The following is a 17,749-nucleotide window of genomic DNA, read 5'->3' as shown; positions in this document are numbered from 1 at the left end:
TGAAGCCCGGTGCATACACTTCGCATGATCGTGGGGTCGTATCGATGACAAAGGCGGGAAAAATCAGCCGGAACAAAGTCACTGGCGCCGTGATGGCGCTGGTGTCGTGGCCTTTTTGCTTATTGTCTTTCGACCCGCCCCGATCCTATCTGTTTGCGTGTGCGGGGTTGTGCTTCGCCTGGTATGAGGCCTTCGGCCTGCTTCCCAACATAAGTAACAACGCCACCATTCCCGACATCTATCGCGCCTTTCGCGCCATGCCTGCGCAAGGCAGCGGCTTCGGTGCACGCGTTGTCGGTTCGCTTGGTATCGCGCTGGTCATCGCCGGGATACTTGTTCGGTAGTGAGTAAGGCCGTGCGGTGGGATAGCCGGGCCTACTCACGATCTCTGCATCTCTGCATACTCGTGAAGGCCGACGTGCTCAACCAACGTGTTCGCTGACACCTTAGGAAACCCATGAACGAAACGCCTCCCGTGTTCTGCGCGATCTACCGTTGGCGGCTGCATCCTGGATCGGAGGCAGCGTTTGTCCAGGCGTGGTCGCGTATTACGCACTTGCTGCTGACTGAGCGAGGTTCCTTGGGATCGCGTTTGCATCGCGGTCCAGATGACGTTTGGTACAGCTACACGCAGTGGCCCTCCGCCGAGGCAAAGGCGGAAGGACTGGCGCGCGAGTCGGTCGATCCGGAAGCGTGGCAGCGATTGCGTGATTGCATCGCCGAGAGCTTGCCCGAAGTGATTCTTGAGCCGATAGCGGACTTTCTGGCTCCGCTTCCGCCGGGAGGCGGTCTTCAGGGCTGACGCCTAGGCCTCTTCCGGAGGCGGCCGCAATGTCGCGGCCAATTCATCAAGTGCGGCGATCTGCTCGTTCAGGGCGTCATGCAGCTCGCTCTGGCGCGTCATCAACGCTTCGATCGGTCCGGCCTGCTTGAGCTTCTTGAGCTCGCCGTCGAAAAGCAGCCATTGCGTCGTCAGCGCTTCGACGTTGTTCTTGGCGTAGTGGCGCATCTCCTTCAGTTGCGCGAGCACGTCGTTCACGTGTTCAAGCGGGGTCTTGGTATCCGCAGTCATGGGAGCACCTCATGTTTCACGCGTGAGCCCAGGGTAGCCGCGTGAAGCTGGCTGCCGCCGAAACGGGGGCGTGATCCTCAGATGGCTGGCCGCATGGGCTTCAGGGAGATGGGCGCCTGGCGCGATGCCAGATCAACGTCATCATGCTCACGGCAAAAGCGCCGGCAAGCGCAAATTGGAGTACGCGCATCAGCCACAAGGAGAGTGAGCCGCTATCGGAGGAGATCGCGGTGCTCAGGATGATCAGCATCGCATTGCAGGCGAGTACCGCAATGCCGGCCGTTGGGCCGCCGGCGCTGATGGGTTTGCCGAAGCCGAGCAACACGACGAATAGCGATACTGTCAGGAAAGGTAGGGTTGGCGTGGTGAGCAGCAACGTGTGCAACAACAACCCCAGCAAGCCGCCGGCAAAGTTCCCGATGATCATGGCGAATGCATGCATGCGGCCGCGCTGCAGGTCGAAATTAGCCACGAGCATCACCGTGGCGATCATCACCGGCAACACATCGGCCAGGCCAAACAGCAGGTAGACCAGCATCAATGGCATCACGATGACGACGCCACCCAGGGCCACCGTCACCAGGGAAACCTTGCCCGGTGGCGCCGATGGCGCGGGTTTCGGCGCAGCGGTGACTGGCCAGATCAGGTACACCAGCCAGATGATTGCCAGCGCGACGGCCATGCCGCGCACCAAGGCAATCGGCAGGAGGTTCGCCTGCGCTGGCGCAATCATCGCCACCACGGGAATGGTCGACAGGCAGATCAACAAGAGCAGCCACGGCAAGGGCGGTCGTCCGCTGAGCATGGTGTGGAACGCCAGGAAGACGGACAGCCCGATCAGGCCGAACAACACCATGGGCGTATCGCGAAAAAGCGATGCGATGACGAAAGCGAACAGCGACGTCATCGTCATCACGATCACCAGTCCCAACGTCATCTTCCACGGTGGGCACATGGGAAGGTTCGTCAGCAGCACGGCCGCCAGCAGGGGAGCGATGAAGCTGGGAGACCACCGCATCATTTCGCAGATGACGAATGCGGCTGTCACGCCCACGGCGAACCGCAGCGTGGCCTGGAGCGTGGCCTCATCCCGTGGTTCGACGTGCTGGCTGACCGCGTTCATCGCAGGTAGCTCAGCATGGCGACGATCCATATCCACAGGCGTGACAACGGATTCCATAGCGAGCGGTCACGGGTAAGCACCACCACGTTGGCTTGCGCGCCGCTGCGGTTGGGTGGCAGTTGATCGGCGGCGTCGGCGGGAGGGTCCACCACGATGCGCACCGGAAAACGCTGCGGTTCGCGCAGCCAGCCGGTGGGCGCGGTGACGGTGGGCAGCTGTCCATTCGGCGTTTCTCCGCCCTGGGCGATGCCCCAGCCCACACTGTCGACGCGCGCGGCATAGACCTTGCCGGGCCGGTCATCGAACACGACGTAGGCGCGGTTGCCGGGCACGATATTCCCCAGCTGGTTCTCGCGCATGGCGGCGCTGATCCAGCGTGGGCCTGACGCGACGAAACTGAGCACGGGCTGGCCTCGGCTGGCGAACTGTCCGGGCGACAGGCGCAGATTGGTGACCACGCCATCGCTCGGCGCCACCACCGTGCTGTGGCGCAAGTCGAGCTCGGCCTGATCCACGGCGGCGATGGCCTGTCGCACTTGCGCATTGTTGTTGCCGGTGTCGCCCATGCGTATGCGTGCGCGCTCCGCTTCCGCCTCGCCGCGGCTGATGTCCGCGCGGTTCTTGGAAATGTCGGCGCGGGCGCGTATGGCCGATGTTTCCGAGAGCGCGCGCTTGGCCGACAGGTCCAGCACGATCTTGCCCAGTTCCTGGGATGCCGCCAGATCCACGCGCTGCCGGCCCAGTTGGGCTTCCGCCACGCGAACGTCGGCGGCCGATGCATCGGCAGCCTGTATCGCCAACGCGAGATTGGCTTGCGCCGAACGCAACGCAATCTGAAAAGGCTGCGGATCGATGCGGAACAACACCTGACCTTTCTTCACCTGGCGGTTGTCCGAAACGTCCACTGATACGACCGGGCCCGTCACCTCGGGTGCGATCTGCACCAGATACGTGTCGATGGTGGCCTGCGATGTGTACGGCGTGATGCGATCGGCGATCACGTGGTAGACGAACATCACCAGCAACACCAGTAGCGTCCACAAGACGATGCGGCGCATGCGTTGGGGACCGGCCGCAGCCGCAGCGGGCGGCGCCGCGCCGGCTGGCGCGTCCGCAGGCTCGGAGGCAGTGGCTTTGTGTTCGGAAGACGGATCGGTGGGCATCGTGGCTCTCGTCGCTGGACTCACCGCGGAGAAGGCCGGGCGCTGGAAACGCGCGGCGTATCGGTATCGTGATCAGGTCTTGCCGGCTGTTGCGCGACGGGCAGTGGCGCCACCTGGTCGATCCAGTCGCCGCCCAGCGCGCGATACAAATCCACCAGGGAACGGTAGCCGTCGCCACGCGCCGAACTCAGCGAGAGTTCTGCCGAGAACAGGCTGCGTTCGGTGTCCAGCACTTCCAGATAATCGGTGTAGCCGTTGTCGTAGCGTTCCCGGGTGAGCTCTACCGCGCGCTTGAGCGCGACCACCTGACGTTGGAGCGATGCGATCAGCGTGCGCTTGGCCTGAATGGCGACGAGGGCATCGTCCACATCGCGAAACGCGCTCTGGATGGTTTTCTGATACACCTCCAGCGCCTGATCGCGGCGGGCCTCCGCCTGCTGGTTGGCTGCGGCGATGGCGCCGCCCGAAAAAATCGGGCCGAGCAACTGGCCCGCGAAAGACCACGTGCGCGACGGGCCGGAGAACAGGTCACTGAGCTGCCTGCTGGCGCCACCACCGGTAGCCGTCAATGCGAGCGTGGGAAAGTACAGCGCGCGAGCAGCGCCTATCAGCGCGTTGGCAGCCACCAGCTGTTGCTCGGCCTGCAGGATATCCGGGCGCCGGGTGATCAGGTCGGAAGGCAGGCCGCCGGGCACGGGCGGCACGCTCAGTTGCTCCAGTGCGCGTCCGCGCCGGATCGGTCCCGGGTTGCGACCGATCAACACGCTCAGCGCGTGTTCCTGCTGGGCGATGGCCTGCTGCAACACGGGGATGGAGGCCGCCGCGGTTTCGTACTCTGCAGTGACCTGCATCATCTCGAATTCGGATACGGCACCGCCATCGAGGCGCAGCTGAAACACGTCGACCGTGCGCTTGCGACCATCCAGCGTGGCCTGCGCGATTTCGAGCTGGCGATCGAGGTCGAGCAGCGTGATGTAGCTGGAGACGATGGTGGACACCAAGGTGAGCGCGACGCCGAGCCGCGCTTCTTCCGTGGCGAACAGGTTGGCCTGCGCCGCTTCGTTCTGGCGACGAATGCGCCCCCAAAGATCGAGCTCCCAGCTGGCAGACAATAGCGCCGAATAGTTCTGGCCCACGGGATTGGCGCCCGGTGGCAAGGCCGTCGTGCTCTGGCTCACGCGTTGCCGGCTGGCACTGGCGCCGTAACCCACCTGAGGCAGGCCTTGCGCGCGCGACGTGACGACAAGCGCGGCGAATTCATCCACCCGCGCCGTGGCAATGCGAAGGTCGTGATTGGCAGCCAATCCTTCTTCCACCAGGGTATCGAGTTCGGCATCGCCGAAGGCGTGCCACCAGGCGGGCACGCTGGGCAACGTGGCGTTGGAAGTAGGCTTCGCCACGTCTGCAAAGCGATACGCTTTCGGTTCGTCGACCGACGGCCGCACATAGTCGGGACCCAGCGTGCATCCGTTTTCCACGCACACCGCTGCGACCAAGGCCAGGGCGATGGGTAATGGAAGCTTGCTGATTCGCAATCTGCGACTCACGCTGCCCCCTTTCTTCAGTGCTCGCCCCTAGCGACAAGTGTCGATTTCGCGCGTCTCTTCGGAAGGTCGAGGTCGCGTGTATGCCGGAGGAAATTTGGAACGGTCGACGTGGCCTTGGTGTGAATTCGCCAGCCTCCGACCATCGTGCGCTGGGTTCCATCGGCGATGGTCAAACAACCAGCATGATCGGCTGCGGTCGCAGGCACAGCATCGTGTCACATCCATGCACCGATACTGAGTAGTTCTACTTAATCGCCACTAGGTAGATGGCGCAGCGCAAGTCGCTCCGCACGTGCCCTGTTGGCCCATTTACACACCGGTCTGGACGTCTAATCGATATGTCGACGAACTCTGCGCTATCGTGCGACATCGGCGCAGGAAGCGTGTCGTACCGGTAGGAGTGCTGCCTTGCGCCTTGTTCTGACCCTGAAGGAACCCTTGTCATGAGCAGCGAAGCCCTCATGCCGGTCACGGCGGAAGCGCCATCGAATAAGCAACGCCTGTTCGTTCGTTACTACACCGGGATTCTGATCGACCTGGTCGTGCTGAATCTCTTTGCCGAGTATTGGAGCAACGTGTTCGTCGACACGTTCACCACCTCATTGCTCGCCGCGATCGTGCTGCAGGTATTGTTGAAACTGACGGTGGCCGCCGAGCACTGGGTTGGCGGCTATTTCAAGAAGCGGCCGGGCGGATTCATGAAGTTCATGCGGTTCTTCTGCGCCTGGCTGATTCTGTTCGGATCGAAGTTCGTGATACTCGAGGCGATCGCACAGCTCTTCGGTGAGGACGTGCGGTTCTATGGCGCGTTCCATGGCATCGTGGCGCTGATCGTGGTGGTCGTGGTGATGCTGGTCGCCGAGGAACTCATCGTGCGTTTTTATCGAAAGCTCGGTGACAAGATGCCCTTGGACCCTGCGGTGCCCGCGGAAGGCTAAACGCTCGTCAATGGAGGCGGCCGGCAGGGCACGTGTGGCCCTGCCGGATGGTTGATCGCCATCCTTGAAGCGCACCTACGCTTCCTGGTTTGCGCATCGGCGCCCTGCGGGTGTCTGCCAAGCGCCGTGCGCCGGGTCCGCTCAACTCAAGGCAGGATCCATTGACATCTCGGCCATTCGCCGAGTCATCCCCTGCCGTACGAGGCCTTGCTTCTCGGCCTCGCGGATGAGGGCGATGCTGTTATGCACGCCAAACAGGCGCAGCAAGGCCTGCCGGTGACTTTCCACCGTGCGTGGCGATATGCCCAGCGAACTGGCGATCTCCGCGGTACGAAAACCTTCGGCGACGCAGTTGATGACCTGCCCCTGTCGACGTGAAAGCCGGTGAGTCATGGGCGGCGCAAGCATGATGGCGGTGAGCGCGCTGGGGCTCAGGTATTGATAGCCGCGCACAACAGCCTCCACCGCGCGACAGAGTTCTTCGCCCGCCAGCTGCTTGACGACGAAGCCATTGCAACCCGAAAGCAGGGCTTCGCGCGTGCAGGCCGGGTCGCCGTGTGCCGATAGCGCAATGAACGGCACGCTGGAGCCTTTCTCGCGCAGTTTTTGCAGTGCCTGCAAGCCGCTGAGCAGTGGCAACGTCATGTCCGAAACGACGAGATCGATGGCACCCGTGAGTACGCGTTTGACCAGGGAGTAGCCATCGTGTGTGATCTCGTACGATCCCACCACGGGCGACAGCGTATCTGCCAACGCCTGCGCCTGGCCGGGGTCGCCATCCGCTACCAACACGCGCAACGCGGGCACGCCGCTCGCTTGAAAAGAAGTGTTGTCTTTCATGGTGTCATACCCTCCCTGCTACAACCTCGATGATCGATGAGGTCCGGCGATTACAGCGCCGGCCAACCAAGGTTTGGCTTGTGATGGAAAGAGTCGCGGACGTGCGTCGCCCGACAAAAATCCACCGCCACGCGTTGCGCCGCTTGCCTGGCGCTCGCCAGCCATCAACCACTCTCGCTCCCCGACCGCCTTCACCCCGCGCGAAGGCGAACAGGCGCTGCGACATGGATGCATCGATGTCTGCACGCCTGCCAATCAGAAGGCATCCCTGACCATTGCCCCGATATCAGAATTGCCAGGTGTAGTTGAAGCTGGGTCCGCTCAACTCCGCCCGTTTGAGAAACTTGTCGTCACCGCCTTGCTCATATTTGATGTCGCGATAACTCAGTGCGATATCGCCCCAATGGAATGAATAACCCACGCCGATATTCAATTGATAGGTATTGTCGGAATCGCCCGTGCCCACATCGGCGTAATAAGGGAAATACCAGCCCGTGCCGGCGAATGGCGTCCAGCGCCCGCGCACACCGATGATGCCGTTTCCCGCATGCGTCTGGTTGTGCAGGTGGCCACTGCCTTGCAGGATCAGGGCATTGCCACCGGTGACGTTGAGGTTCCAGCTGATGTTGCCTTTCAACCACACATAGCGCGCGCCGAACATCAGGTCGGCATATCCCAGCGTGCCATGGGCCATGGTGTACAGGCCGGCCAGCGTAATCAGGCCACCCTTCATGCCCCAGCGCGTATCCAGATCGCCGCTGCCCTCGATGCGTTCGCCTCCGATCGACCTGAAACGGCCTTTCTCGTCGGAGAACTTGATCCAGTCGATATCGCCGAACAAGCCCCAGTTCCCTTTGCGGATATCGCCTTCGAGTAGCAGGGCGCCGCTGAGACTACTCAAGGGATCGCTCTTGTTCTTGACCTCGACTTCGGGGCCATTGGGAAGCTGATAGCGCGTCTCGCCCGATACGCCGGGCAACCAGCCGTACGGTGTGATGCTGCCGTGCCAATTGCCGTCCCAGGCATCGTTCGAGTCTGCGAAAGCCGGAAGCGAGAAAAGCGCTCCGGTGCTTGACGTCAAGACGACTCCGAGTACCAGCGTGGCACGAGTAGAGAACCAATTGGAGCGGTCACTCATGATGACCTCCTCTACGCCCGAAACCACGAAACATCTTGGCGCAATTAATTATGAAAACCTAGCAAAATATTACCGACCTTAAGACCTAAGTATATTTACGCGGCGCGAATATGGTTCGCATTATGCGAACTGCCAGTGGTGGATTTTCAGTTGCGTATATTTACAGAGCGCTGTTACGTATTTCGCCACTGGAGATTGCGGCCATCGCAACTCATGCTGGACACCTCGTAATGCGAGTGCCGCCGCGAATAAAGGGGAGCGAGTGGCGAAAGGTGAAAGACAGGTTGATTATCATCGATGGAAACAGATGCCTTGCCGTTGCCACGGCAAGCGTGCCCCTGAATCGTGCCGACCGAGAGATCCGTTATGAGCACCTTTGACTATCTGCGCTGCTCGTTGCTTGGCGTCGTCATCGCCGCCTTTCCCGCGTTGTCGGCATATGCGCAACAGTCGACCGAAGCGACGCCGGTCACTGCCACGGCACACGAATTAGCAAATGAGACGGAGACTGTCACGGCAACCGTCGTGCAGATCGACCCGCAGACGCGCCACGTGACGCTACGGACGCCGGCCGGCGAAGACACCGTCGAAGTGGGGCCGGGCGTGAAGAGGCTCGATGAGATCAAGGTGGGCGACAAGGTCAAGATGACCTATCAACACGCGCTTGCACTCGAGCTGCTGCCGGCGAACAGTGCAGAAGCGGGTACCGAGATGGAAGGCAACGTGACGCGCGACGAGAAAACCAGCGCGCCGGGCGGCACGGTGGAGCGCGCGGTGACCGTGACGGCAAAACTGACGGCGATCGATCTCAAGAAGCACACCGTGACCTTGACCGGGGCCGATGGCAAAACCCGGATGATCGAGGTCAAGGACCCGTCGCGTCAGGCCCGCCTTTCCAAGCTCAAGGTGGGCGACATGGTGCGCATCACGTACGCAGAAGCCCTTGCGGTAACGGTGATACCGCAGGGCAAGTAGTGCGTGGTCGGAACATGGGGCGCGGCGTCGCGGCGAGAGCATTCCGCGCGCCGAGCGTCTGAGGTGTCCCCAATAGCCGAGGCCATCAATCAATGGGCCGGCCGATGGCCGACCCATTGCCCGTGAACCTGGTTGCGACGCACACGAAGCGCTGTTTCCGCGCTACGTCACTGGCTTGTATTCGCCACGGTGAGTTCCACACGCCGATTCTGCGCGCGACCTTCCGCCGTATCGTTTGAAGCGACCGGATTGGATTCGCCAAAACCCTTGGCCGCGACAAGGCTGGGATTCACGCCTTGCGAGATCATGAATTGCTGCACATTGTCCGCGCGCTTCTGGGACAGGATGAGATTGGTCGTGATGCCTTGCTTCGCCAGCTCAGGCCCGATGGGCGTGCTGTCCGTATAGCCATTCACGTCGATCTTGTTCTTCTGATGCGGCGCCAGGATCTTGGCAACCTTGGCGATGCTCGTCTTGGCTTCGGCGGACATCTCCCAGCCACCCGAGGGGAACAGCAGCTGGTCGTTGAGCGATACCTTGATCGCATCCTGCATCCGCGAGATACGCACATCGCGCGACTGGATCTCCGAACCCATGCTGGCATTTAGCTGCTGGTATTGCGCCTCGAGCTCAGCATTCTTCTGCTGCGACTCGTCGTATTTCTGTTGAGAAACGCACCCTGTCGCCAGGAGCGCCACGCTTAGTACGCATAGCCCGGGAAGCTTGATCATGGGGTTGTCCTCACGCTGAGGTTTTATGAAGAACCGACCTTGAACGCGCCAGAGAATGCTGTTCCAAACAAGTCTCACCCTGTTATGGAATCTTTGCTGATATTGCGTTAATAAAATAGGAAGAAAAGCGGTTTTGTGTTTGCTCATTCGCGAATGGCGAAATGCATTAGGTAGAAACACACAATCGGCCTGAGTAGAGATACGTTTAAAATGATGGATCAATGTCTTGCCTGCCAGTCACGCTGCCATCATTGGAAATAGCGGATAAGGTGCGGGCCCTCGTTGAGGTTGCCCCAATAGTCGACATGCATGTATTTCTTACCGACGTCGCGGTGGGATTGCTGGGCCTGACGACCATCGCCAATCCGGTGACCAGTGCCACGGTGCTGTTGGCGCTAACGGCGCGCTACCCGGATTCCGAGCGCAATCGGCAGGTCTTTCGCGCCGCCATCTACGTGGCCCTTGTGCTGTTGCTCTGCTTCTATGCTGGCAGCCTGATCATGCGCCTGTTTGGCATCTCCATGCCCGGGCTGCGGTTGGCTGGTGGTTTGATCGTTGCGTACATCGGCTTCAGCATGCTGTTTCCGCCGGAGCGAATGTCGGAGCCGGGGATCCAGGCAGAGCTGTCCGAAGCGACGCCATCGACGCATCTGCGCGACATCTCGTTCGTGCCGCTGACCATGCCGTGCACCACGGGCCCTGGCACCATCGCCTTCATCATCAGCGCCGCCTCGACCATGCCAGAGCGCAGCTACACCTATTCAGTGCATCTGGCCATCATCACCGTCGTGGTGCTCTTTACCTTGGAATTCTGGATCTGCCTCCGGGGCGCCACCACGGTGTTGCGCTTGCTTGGAGAGAGTGGGGTGGATGCCTTGTCGCGCATCATGGGTTTCTTGCTGGTGTGCATCGGCGTGCAATTTGCCATCAATGGGATCCATGAGCTGCTGCAGATATGGCACGTCATGGCCGCCTGAAACTCGCACCGGGTCCATGGCGATCCACATCGAGGACGGCCATCGGTCCGGGCATGAATGACTACGTATTTTTGCTCAGGTTCGACCGGTGGCGGAAACTTCGAATCGTGCGTTCACACTCAATGGACGCGAGTAGTTCTATCTAACCAGCACAACGTCATCGCGTGTTCCAGCGGGTGGCGTTGCTTGGGGATATGACGCACTACCGTTCTTTTCCTTGGCGCATCACGGCGCTTGTCGTTGCCGGTTGGGCCTAAGGCCGGACGCAGAATCGGTGCCATGCCGAGAACCAACATCATCGTCATCGTGGACGACCGGGGCGAAGTGGCTGCGGTCGATGCCTGGTTCGTCAAATGGCGCTCGGCGCTCAGCCATGTGTCCGAAGATTTCGGTTGGAGCTGCTGTATGCATATCTGGCAGTTGGAGGGCCCGGCAGAGGCGTTGGCAGAACTGCCGCCGTCCATCGTCGCCGGCGGCGAATGGACAAGTTAGCCAACAGGCTTTTCCCAACGGTCGTAGATCAACCCTGGTCAGCACGTACGGCTACTGAAATTGTCCCGTTCATGGCATCTACGTCGCTGTCGCGGTGCGTAGCCGCATAGCGGTAACCAAGACCTTCCGTCGAAGGGGATCAACCCATGTTTCTCAGTCCAACGTCCGAGAAGGCCATGTCCCGCGGGTTGCTCGATGTACTGATTCGTGCCGGACTGATCGCCGTGCTGGTGATCTTCTGTTTTGAGATCTTCCGTCCCTTTCTGCACTTGATGCTCTGGTCGGTGATCCTGGCGATCACGCTCTATCCTCTGCAACGCAAACTCAGGGGCAGGCTGGGCAATCGCGACGGCCGCACGGCAACGCTGATCGTGGTGATCTCCATCGCCATCCTGCTGGTGCCGGTCTACCTGTTGGGCACCTCGATGACGCAGTCGGTGGAACATGCACTGATGGTAGTCAAGGAAGGCAGCATCAGTATTCCTGCGCCGACCGAGTCGGTAGCCAGTTGGCCGCTCATCGGAAAACCCTTGTATGGCTTCTGGGTGCAGGCAGCCACGGACCTGACCGGCCTGGCGCAGAAGTTTGCACCGCAGATCAAGGATGTCAGTCTCTTGCTGCTGGGGAAGATGGCCAACATCGGCCTGGGTCTGCTGATGTTCATCGCTGCGCTGATCATCGCCGGCATCTTCATGGCCTATGGCGAGAGCGGCAATCGCAGTGCGGTGAAGATTTCCTCCCGCATCTTCAGTTCGGGCAGAGGGCCGCAAATCACGCAACTGTGCGCGGCCACCATCCGCGCGGTGGCTCAGGGCGTGATCGGTATCGCCTTTATCCAGATGCTGCTGGTCGGCGTGGGCTTCGTGCTCATTGGCATTCCCGGTGCCGGGCTGTTGGCGCTCGCCGTGCTGTTGCTCGGCATCATGCAGCTGCCGGCCACCTTGATCACCATCCCGGCCATCATCTTTGTCTTCGCCACCGAGGGCGTCAGCGTGGGCACCATCGTCTTCGCGGTCTATGTCTTCATCGCCGGCCTCGCCGACAATGTGCTCAAACCCCTGTTGCTGGGTCGCGGTGTGGATGTGCCGATGCCGGTGGTGCTGATTGGCGCGCTCGGCGGCATGGTGACCGGCGGCATCATCGGCCTCTTCATCGGCCCGGTGGCGCTTGCGGTGGGATACCAGTTGTTCTGGCAGTGGGTGGATGAGCAGCCACCGATCGACACGCCCGACGAACAGAAGCCAGCCTGAGGCGACCCGGCCGGAGATTTCCATGCCGCCTGTCCGCGGCGCATTCGCTGAGGAGATCACGCGTGCTGCTCAACCTGTTGATCGGCCTGCCCGTGATGCTGGTTTGCCTGCTGCTGCAGGCGTTCTTCCTCAACATGAGCCTGCGCCATTACTCGCGCTTCAAGCTTGCCCATCAGGGGCGTGAGTCGGCCAGCGTCAACGTGATGTTGTTGTACACGGTGTTGCTGTTGCTGACGCTTGGCTATTTCACGCAGATGATCATCTGGGCCGCGCTGTTCATGCTGCTGGGCGAGTTCGAGAATTTCGCCACCGCGCTCTACCACTCGGGCGTCAACTTCGTCACGCTGGGTTATGGCGATATCGTCATGTCGCCGCGTTGGCGCCTGCTCGGCCCGCTGGAGGCGGCCAATGGCATCCTGATGTTCGGCCTGTCCACGGCGGTGATGACGGCTGCGGTGCTCGATATCACCAAGCAGAACGCGGCCAAGCTGAAACAGCGCGAACCTCCCTCATAGCGGAGGCTGTGCGGCCACTTGGCGCGTCCCTGGTTTCCGGCGTGCGACTCAGTTGTCGTCGTTGCTCAGGAGCGAACCGACGATGCCACCGAGCAGCGCACCGCCGACGGTTGCGCGCCCGCCGCCTTCGTTGCCGGGCAGGTATTCGGCAATCTGATGCGCCAGTCGCGAGATGGGCAGCGTCTGCAGCCACACCGTGCCGGGGCCGGTCAGCGATGCGAGGAAGATGCCGTCGCCACCGAAGATCGCGTTCTTGATGCCGGGAACCGTGGTGATCTGGAAGCTCACCGACGACTGGAACGCACCGACGTGTCCAGGATGCACGCGCAGGGTTTCACCGGGCGCCAGATCCTTCCGGATCAGTTCGCCGGAAAGTTCGAGCCATGCGGTGCCGTTGCCGCCCAGCTTCTGCAGCACGAAACCGCTGCCGCCGAAGATGCCCGCACCCAGCGATTGCTGAAAACCCACGCCAATGGTGACCTGCGGTGTGGCGCAGAGAAAACCATGGCGATGCACCAGGTATTCGCTACCCGGGCTCACTGACACCGGCACGATGTGGCCGGGCACCTTGGTGGCGAACGCCACTTCGCCCGGTGCCTGCACGGCGCGGTATTCGGTCATGAACAGGCTGCCGCCGCTGACCACGCGCTTGAACACGCCGAACAGGCCGCCACCGCCGCCCATCTGCGTGTGCGTGGTCATCTGGATCGACGAGGTCATCCACGAAAGTTCGCCGCTTTCGGCGAAGACGCTTTCATTGGGATCGAGCCGTACTTCCAGTACGGGCATCACCGTGCCCTGGATGCGTGTCTGCATGTGGTGTTCCCCTGAGGATGGATGATCGCCGGCGTGCTTTCGAAAGAACGTGCGCTTCATGGTTCCGAAGCGAGCCCATCAAGATTACACAGCCATGGCGCGTGCGGCAGCAAGTCGGCTGCACGCCATGAATTCGGCGGGTGAGATCAGTGTTTGTCTCGTGCGTCGGGTCGCGCCATCTGCGCGCTGGCGGCTTCATCGAGCAAGGCATCCAGCTGCGGCCGCAGCAAAAGTCGACCATCGAGCACCACGGCTCGGATGCGCCGGGCGTTATCGATGTCCTTGGTGGGGTCGGCATCGAGCAACACCAGGTCAGCGCGCTTGCCGACAGCCACCGAGCCGGCGATGTCGGTGATGCCAAGGAATCGTGCGGGCTCCAGCGTGGCCGAGCGCAAGGCGTCCAATGGCGTAAGCCCCGATTCGACCAGCAACTTCAACTCTTCCTGCAAGGCGAAACCGGGATAGACGCCCGGCATCGGCGCGTCGGTTCCCGCCATGATGGTCACGCCCGCCTGGTGCATGATCGAGACGATCCCGTGCGCAATCGGCCAACGTTGCCTGGCCAGCGCCGCATCCTTGGCCGTGTAGCCGGCGAGGAATCGTTGCCAGCGCGTGCGCTCGTCGGCGCGCAGGAATCGCCAGCGTGGATCGTGTTCGGGCGAAGCGCTTTTCGCGAACGCGTCTTCGTCGGCGAGCACCAGCGTGGGAACCTGCACCTGGCCAGTGGCGGCGAGGTTTCTGGAAACGCTTCGGCAGGTGTCCTTGTCGAAGGCAGCGAGTGATCGCGCCTCCTGTTCCTCGCTGCGCATCGTCAGCGCGTCGCCATCGAGGCCCTGGCGTTCCGCGAGCAGTGTTGTTTCGATGGACGAGCATGCCTCATAGGCTTGCATCAGGTGCTCGTCGCTGCGTTGCCCCGCTTGGGCGGCCACCAGCAACGGCACGCCCGCGGGCACGTGGCCAACCACGGGCAGCGCGCGCGTTTGCGCCTCGGCAAGAATGGCGCGCCAATGCGATGCGGGAACATCGGAGAACACCTTGATGAAAGCAGCGCCCGCGTCCGCCGCCGCATCCACCTGGCGCGTCGCATCTTCCGGCGACTTGCCGTGCACGGCGATGCCGGCAACAAGAACGCGTGGCGCCACCAGTTCACCCTGGGCCAGCGCCGCGCGCCAACGATCCACCAGGACGATGGACGCCGCGTCCGCGCGCATGTCGCGTACCGCGAGCACGCCATTGGCGATGTACATCGGAAACGACCAATCATTCGGCGGCCGATGCGACGAGAGATTGAACAGATGGACATGCATGTCCACCAGTCCCGGCATGAGGAATCGCCCGCGGCCATCCACGCGCCGTGCTGTTTCGGGAATGACGGCGTTACGCGGAACCTCGATGGAAGCAATGCGCCCCTCATCGACCAGCACCGTTCGCGGCCCCACCACGCGCCCTTGTTCGACATCCACGATCATCACATCGGTGATCGCGATAGTCTGGCGCGCGGGCAGCGGCGCGGCGGACGCCATGGACGTCCAGACAAGCAAGGCGAGGGCACACAGCCTGATCAAGGGCACCTCCAACCATCCACATCGGTACGCATGCTGAACTCGCTACTCCATTGCCAGAGTCGACATGCGCGGTTCGGACGGGGTCTGCGTTGGGTCGAAAGCAGACGCCGCTTTTTCCGGGCAATGGTCGTAGCACTCAGAGCAAAAGGGGAGGGAGGTAGTTAATTCGAACCACGACGGTGGAACTTAACTACGTCCGCCCCGTTTGTCGTGCCTTTGTCCTTAATCAACAAGCGGACGATACGCGCGCACCACAGGCTTTGCCCTTTCCAGATCGTAGCGCGCCTGAAGTGCCAGCCAGTAGAAGGCAGTGGTGTCGAAGGCGAGGGAAAGGCGGAGGGCGATCTTGGGGGTGATGGGATGGGTGTCGGCGATGAAGGCTTTGATGTGGGTGGCGGGTATGCCAGTGCGGCGGGCAAGGCGGGCGGGGTTGAGGGCGTTGGGGATGAGGTAGGCGTGCAGCAGGATGTCGCCCGGGGCTTGCAGGGGTTGCGAGGGGTCCACATCCGAATGCGGGGTGAGCTGGATCAGTTCCATGGGGGTCTTCCCTTGTCGGGCACGGCCGTGCAGCGGATAGGCGCTTACAGCGCTCCGTGTCAGTGAATGCTTGGCAGCGTCGTCGGTGATCGCCCGGATGCGGCGCATCGCCTTGCCGGCCGATGCGCCGCCACGGCGATCATCGGAGGCGTGTGATGTTCACTCGTGGCTCGTCACCGAGCAGGCGGGCGAGGCCGCAGATGGCCGTGCCCAGGCTGGCCGTGACGGCCACGGGAAGCGGCCAAGGCAGCGGTCTGCCGGGGAATCCTTGCGCCTGCGCGTTCCTGCATTGCTCGCTGTCGACGCGCAAGCGTGTGAGCGCGAGCACCGCCAAGGCGATGTCACCGCGTGTGCGTAGCGCGCGTAAACGCAGGGTTTCGGGCTCCGCCGCACGCGTGTGTGATGCGCCGCCAAGTGGAGGAGTGAAGGTGTCGTCAGGGGGAACGGACGAGCGAATGCGTACCGTATGATCGTGGGTAGCCATGATCAACTCTCATCTAGTTGGTGATGGTTAGCGGGTCGTGGGTGTTGCAAGCACTCACGGCCCGCGCCTCATGACTTTGTCGTCATGGTCATTCGCGAAGCCCTGGAACACGACAGCGCGAGTGACAAACCGACCCTAACGAGCAGGGTTCGCATCGTCTGTCAGGGTTGAGCGAGATGGCTGTCCGCGTGGCCGCAGGCAAGTGTGAGTGCTCGGGGCCAACAAAATGTGAGCGCCCTCTCCGGAAAGCCGAAGAGAGAAGGCAGCCCTCTGCGCAGAAGTGAGCAGCGGAGCGAAATGAACCCCTCCGTTTCACAAACATGGTATGAGCGAGTCCAGCCGTCTGAGGGACACGCGACAACTGCGTACTCAATGATCATTTCCAACCGGCCAGTTCACGGCCCCAGCTGAGTCTCGCCCTAGTACCGCGAAAGGTCGGCTATGGGTCGGAAGCAGACATTGCGGCATACCGACTATTGCTATGCCAATCACTCCGCCCTTATGCGAGATATTTAGCGCGATCCGGCGAGAAACTCTAGGATCAAATACATCGGAAGAGTCCACAGAAGAAGCTCCCACGCCACGCCAAAACCAAACAACAGCGGGGACGTGTCATACCTATACACAACGAATCGAGTCACGCCAATCGTATTGACGTGACCGCGCATGACATTCAATAGCAAACCAACGACTTGCAGTACGGAGACAACGATCAGGGGTGTAAAAAATAGATATTTCATCCACATGAACGTGGTCGTGCCAGGAAGAGGCCTGTAAAACAAGGAAACGAGGAAAAACAGTGCGACATCAATTGCAATTATCGAGCACAGGGACTTGTAATACCTCATTTTCGCCTCGCGCTGCCGCGCTGATTTGATGGAAATCCCGTCTAATCAGGCCCGCTGGCACACTAAGGTCCGCCATAGGTTGCGTCGACGGGTTGAAGCCGCAGTCGGAAGCGGACACTCAGGGATGAACTGAAATTGTGATCTTTGGTGCAGCCATTGATGCGACCTCGATCGTGTGATTCAAGCAGTAGATCCCCCAGTGCACAAATGGCCCCGGAAAGTCTGACGATGCGAAGGTCACCTTCGCTAGGTGGTCGAGATATACAGACTTCGTGTATCGAACGAAAAGACGTCCCTCGCCCTCTGAATCTTTTGGCTCCGGGACATGGAAACTCTCGTTCTGGACGGCATAGCCGATATAGCTCTCCCACACGATCTCAAAGATGCGGCAACCGGGTCCGTGAAGAATCGGTCTCGCCGCTGAGAATGGCCCTGGCAGGGCCGTTACTTCATCCGGTCCAGTCATCTGACCAGGCAGAACGTCACTCGTAGCTTCGAGTATGACGAGGCGAAGGCGATTGTCCTGCGGCTCGGCGATCGAACCCATGTATAGGTACTTGGCCGACCGAATAGCTTCAATCTGACTATCCATTTTCGATCACCTTGCTACTCCTTGGTCTTTGCCAGAAGGTCCGCTTCGGGTTGCGACTTCAGACGGTCAACGCAACACACTATAGACGCGCAAGCGGAAGGAGTGTTGCATGGCACCCAGACTTCGGCGGCACATTACTGATAGCG

20 protein-coding genes are annotated in these 17,749 nt (G+C 61.2%); 8 read left to right on the top strand and 12 right to left on the bottom strand.

The window, feature by feature from the left end; all coding sequences use genetic code 11:
* Positions 1-44 precede the first annotated feature (44 nt).
* Together ABIC75_RS15990 and ABIC75_RS15985 are read left to right on the top strand one after the other, a co-directional pair.
* Complete coding sequence (locus tag ABIC75_RS15990; protein WP_354014886.1) at positions 45-344, top strand: hypothetical protein; 300 nt, start codon at positions 45-47, stop codon at positions 342-344.
* 113 nt (positions 345-457) lie between these two features.
* Positions 458-802, top strand: coding sequence for an antibiotic biosynthesis monooxygenase family protein (locus ABIC75_RS15985; RefSeq protein WP_354014885.1), 345 nt, complete (start codon positions 458-460; stop codon positions 800-802).
* A gap of 3 nt (positions 803-805) precedes the next feature.
* Here the strand turns inward: ABIC75_RS15985 and ABIC75_RS15980 are convergent, their stop codons facing one another.
* From ABIC75_RS15980 to ABIC75_RS15965, 4 genes are all read right to left on the bottom strand, one after another.
* Positions 806-1,039, bottom strand: a complete 234-nt coding sequence (locus tag ABIC75_RS15980; protein ID WP_354014884.1) for a hypothetical protein — start codon at positions 1,037-1,039, stop codon at positions 806-808.
* A 133-nt stretch (positions 1,040-1,172) separates the two neighbouring features.
* Positions 1,173-2,195 (bottom strand): DUF2955 domain-containing protein, encoded by a 1,023-nt coding sequence (locus tag ABIC75_RS15975; protein ID WP_354014883.1) that lies wholly within the window; start codon positions 2,193-2,195, stop codon positions 1,173-1,175.
* Positions 2,192-3,358 (bottom strand): HlyD family secretion protein, encoded by a 1,167-nt coding sequence (locus ABIC75_RS15970; protein WP_354014882.1) that lies wholly within the window; start codon positions 3,356-3,358, stop codon positions 2,192-2,194. Before ABIC75_RS15970 ends, ABIC75_RS15975 begins: the two co-directional genes overlap by 4 nt.
* A gap of 20 nt (positions 3,359-3,378) precedes the next feature.
* Positions 3,379-4,905 carry an efflux transporter outer membrane subunit gene (locus ABIC75_RS15965; protein ID WP_354014881.1) on the bottom strand — a complete coding sequence of 509 codons (1,527 nt, stop codon included), beginning with the start codon at positions 4,903-4,905 and terminating at the stop codon, positions 3,379-3,381.
* A 443-nt stretch (positions 4,906-5,348) separates the two neighbouring features.
* Here ABIC75_RS15965 and ABIC75_RS15960 point away from each other — a divergent pair, with 443 nt between their 5' ends.
* The gene (locus ABIC75_RS15960) at positions 5,349-5,843 is read left to right on the top strand and encodes a hypothetical protein (RefSeq protein ID WP_354014880.1); all 495 of its coding nucleotides are present in this window, start codon (positions 5,349-5,351) and stop codon (positions 5,841-5,843) included.
* Positions 5,844-5,984: 141 nt separating this feature from the next.
* Here the strand turns inward: ABIC75_RS15960 and ABIC75_RS15955 are convergent, their stop codons facing one another.
* Both ABIC75_RS15955 and ABIC75_RS15950 read right to left on the bottom strand, forming a co-directional pair.
* Positions 5,985-6,683, bottom strand: coding sequence for a response regulator transcription factor (locus ABIC75_RS15955; protein ID WP_354014879.1), 699 nt, complete (start codon positions 6,681-6,683; stop codon positions 5,985-5,987).
* Positions 6,684-6,969: 286 nt separating this feature from the next.
* Entirely contained in the window at positions 6,970-7,821 is an 852-nt protein-coding gene (locus tag ABIC75_RS15950) for a hypothetical protein (protein WP_354014878.1), read from the bottom strand.
* A 366-nt stretch (positions 7,822-8,187) separates the two neighbouring features.
* Here ABIC75_RS15950 and ABIC75_RS15945 point away from each other — a divergent pair, with 366 nt between their 5' ends.
* Positions 8,188-8,796 carry a hypothetical protein gene (locus ABIC75_RS15945; protein ID WP_354014877.1) on the top strand — a complete coding sequence of 203 codons (609 nt, stop codon included), beginning with the start codon at positions 8,188-8,190 and terminating at the stop codon, positions 8,794-8,796.
* Between the two features lie 167 nt (positions 8,797-8,963).
* Here ABIC75_RS15945 and ABIC75_RS15940 read toward each other — a convergent pair whose 3' ends face one another.
* Positions 8,964-9,674, bottom strand: coding sequence for an OmpA/MotB family protein (locus ABIC75_RS15940; protein ID WP_354014876.1), 711 nt, complete (start codon positions 9,672-9,674; stop codon positions 8,964-8,966).
* A 74-nt stretch (positions 9,675-9,748) separates the two neighbouring features.
* Between ABIC75_RS15940 and ABIC75_RS15935 the strand changes: the two genes are divergently transcribed.
* The 4 genes from ABIC75_RS15935 (at position 9,749) to ABIC75_RS15920 (ending at position 12,761) form a co-directional block, all read left to right on the top strand.
* Positions 9,749-10,504 (top strand): MarC family NAAT transporter, encoded by a 756-nt coding sequence (locus ABIC75_RS15935; RefSeq protein ID WP_354014875.1) that lies wholly within the window; start codon positions 9,749-9,751, stop codon positions 10,502-10,504.
* Positions 10,505-10,783: 279 nt separating this feature from the next.
* A complete protein-coding gene (locus tag ABIC75_RS15930; protein ID WP_354014874.1) occupies positions 10,784-10,996 on the top strand; it encodes a hypothetical protein in 213 nt (70 codons plus the stop codon).
* 176 nt (positions 10,997-11,172) lie between these two features.
* Positions 11,173-12,246 carry an AI-2E family transporter gene (locus ABIC75_RS15925; protein WP_354014873.1) on the top strand — a complete coding sequence of 358 codons (1,074 nt, stop codon included), beginning with the start codon at positions 11,173-11,175 and terminating at the stop codon, positions 12,244-12,246.
* A 62-nt stretch (positions 12,247-12,308) separates the two neighbouring features.
* Entirely contained in the window at positions 12,309-12,761 is a 453-nt protein-coding gene (locus ABIC75_RS15920; RefSeq protein ID WP_354014872.1) for a potassium channel family protein, read from the top strand.
* A gap of 48 nt (positions 12,762-12,809) precedes the next feature.
* Here the strand turns inward: ABIC75_RS15920 and ABIC75_RS15915 are convergent, their stop codons facing one another.
* From ABIC75_RS15915 to ABIC75_RS15895, 5 genes are all read right to left on the bottom strand, one after another.
* The gene (locus tag ABIC75_RS15915) at positions 12,810-13,577 is read right to left on the bottom strand and encodes a TIGR00266 family protein (protein ID WP_354014871.1); all 768 of its coding nucleotides are present in this window, start codon (positions 13,575-13,577) and stop codon (positions 12,810-12,812) included.
* A gap of 146 nt (positions 13,578-13,723) precedes the next feature.
* Positions 13,724-15,142, bottom strand: a complete 1,419-nt coding sequence (locus tag ABIC75_RS15910; RefSeq protein ID WP_354014870.1) for an amidohydrolase family protein — start codon at positions 15,140-15,142, stop codon at positions 13,724-13,726.
* Positions 15,143-15,364: 222 nt separating this feature from the next.
* On the bottom strand, positions 15,365-15,679 hold the full coding sequence (locus tag ABIC75_RS15905; RefSeq protein WP_354014869.1) for a HigA family addiction module antitoxin: 315 nt from the start codon (positions 15,677-15,679) through the stop codon (positions 15,365-15,367).
* Between the two features lie 139 nt (positions 15,680-15,818).
* Positions 15,819-16,163, bottom strand: coding sequence for a hypothetical protein (locus ABIC75_RS15900; RefSeq protein WP_354014868.1), 345 nt, complete (start codon positions 16,161-16,163; stop codon positions 15,819-15,821).
* Positions 16,164-17,129: 966 nt separating this feature from the next.
* The gene (locus tag ABIC75_RS15895) at positions 17,130-17,603 is read right to left on the bottom strand and encodes a hypothetical protein (RefSeq protein WP_354014867.1); all 474 of its coding nucleotides are present in this window, start codon (positions 17,601-17,603) and stop codon (positions 17,130-17,132) included.
* Positions 17,604-17,749 lie beyond the last annotated feature (146 nt).

It is taken from the genome of Dyella japonica (assembly GCF_040545895.1).
In the GTDB taxonomy this organism is placed as follows: domain Bacteria; phylum Pseudomonadota; class Gammaproteobacteria; order Xanthomonadales; family Rhodanobacteraceae; genus Dyella; species Dyella japonica_D.
Note: the sequence above shows the minus strand (reverse complement) of the source record. Positions and strands in the feature narration are given on the sequence as shown.